We start from the raw sequence: 1,658 nt of genomic DNA on the forward strand, positions 1-1,658 counted from the left end.
AAGCTTAGACCCTCCTGCATAAGAAAAAGGTTTCCGCACCCAAGATTCTTCAGTCGCTTCGCTCCTTCAGAATGACATCTAATCGCTGTTTGCTATTTGCTATAAGAATGACAACTAGTCGCCGTTCACTGTTTGCTATAAGAATGACATCTAATCGCTGTTTGCTCCTTCAGAATGACATCTAATCGCTGTTTACCATTTGCTATAAGAATGACATCTAATCGTTATTCGCTTCGTTCAGAATGACAGGCAGCGGTAGCTAGTTATAGTCCGCGTTTATCTTTACATAATCGTAGCTGAAATCGCAGGTCCAGACGCGGGATGTTGCTTCGCCGATTTTCAAATCGACGGTAACTTTTATATCTTTCTCTTTTAACAGTTCATTTACCTTGGCCGTGTCATGGGCGATTGGATGGCCGTTTTCGACCAGCTTTTCGTCCCCGTAGAAGACATCGATTTTGGACTGATCCATGGTTGCGGATGAGTAGCCGACCGCGCAAACGATTCTGCCCCAGTTGGCATCCTGTCCGAAAAACGCGGTTTTCACCAGGTTTGAGTTTGCGATGGCTTTTGCGGCCTTCTTGGCATCCGCATCGTCTGCGGCGCCCCGCACCTCGACTTCGATAAACTTGGTCGCGCCCTCGCCGTCTCGTACGATAAACTTGGCCAGCGCAATACAGACCCGGTCAAGGGCTTCTTGGAAGAGCCCGCTATTATGCGCCGTAATCTCTACGCCCGATGCGCCGTTGGCCAGGATCGCCACTGTATCGTTTGTGCTGGTATCACCGTCGACGGTTATCGCATGAAACGATTTGTCGACCGCTTTTTTAAGCATATCCGCCAATATATCTGAGGTAGTTCTCGCATCTGTCGTAATGACGGCGAGCATCGTTGCCATGTTCGGCTCTATCATACCCGATCCCTTTGACATACCGCCAATTCTGACTTCGCGGCCATCAACATCAAACGAGACGGCATATTCCTTTGAGAAGGTATCGGTGGTCATTATCGCCCGAGCGGCGTCACACCCACCATCCGGTGACAGTGCATCGACCGCCGCTTGTATTCCGTTTGCGACCTTGTGTATCGGGAGCGGTACGCCGATGATGCCGGTCGACATAACGATAATATCCTCGGGTTTACCGCCTATGGCTGAGGCGGTAAGCTCTGCCATGCGCGCCGCGTTCTTTTCGCCCGCCTCTCCGGTACAGGCGTTGGCGTTTCCGCTGTTGATGGCAACCGCCTGTGCCTTACCATCCGCAAGATGCGCTTTACTCACATGGATCGGTGCGGCAGACGCCTTGTTGGTTGTAAAAACCGCCGCGGCGTTCGCGATTGTGCCAGACGCAACGACGGCCACGTCCTTCTTACCGCTCTGTTTTATATTGCAGGCAACCCCCGCCGCCTTAAAACCCTTCGGCGCCGTTATCCCATTATTCATTTGCTTTATCTCATATGTTTTATTCATGTTATTTATCCTTATATCTTCTTAACCGTTACGTTGTTGAGTTTATCTAAGCTTAGACGCTCGCGCCTTAAAAAGGTGCGTATCAATATCTAGATTCTTCGCTATCGCTCAGAATGACATTTATATGAGGGGGACGTTGTTTCCTGTGCGTCCTAACTTGTTGGTTAGGACGCACAGGAAACAACGTCCC

Annotated in this window: 1 protein-coding gene; it reads right to left on the reverse strand. The window is 50.1% G+C overall.

The features are described from left to right. Positions 1 to 259: 259 nt before the first annotated feature. A complete protein-coding gene (gene argJ / locus COY37_RS05785) occupies positions 260 to 1,468 on the reverse strand; it encodes a bifunctional glutamate N-acetyltransferase/amino-acid acetyltransferase ArgJ (RefSeq protein WP_286678133.1) in 1,209 nt (402 codons plus the stop codon). Positions 1,469 to 1,658 lie beyond the last annotated feature (190 nt).

The organism is Candidatus Aquicultor secundus (assembly GCF_002791875.1).
GTDB classification, from domain to species: Bacteria; Actinomycetota; Aquicultoria; order Aquicultorales; family Aquicultoraceae; genus Aquicultor_A; species Aquicultor_A secundus.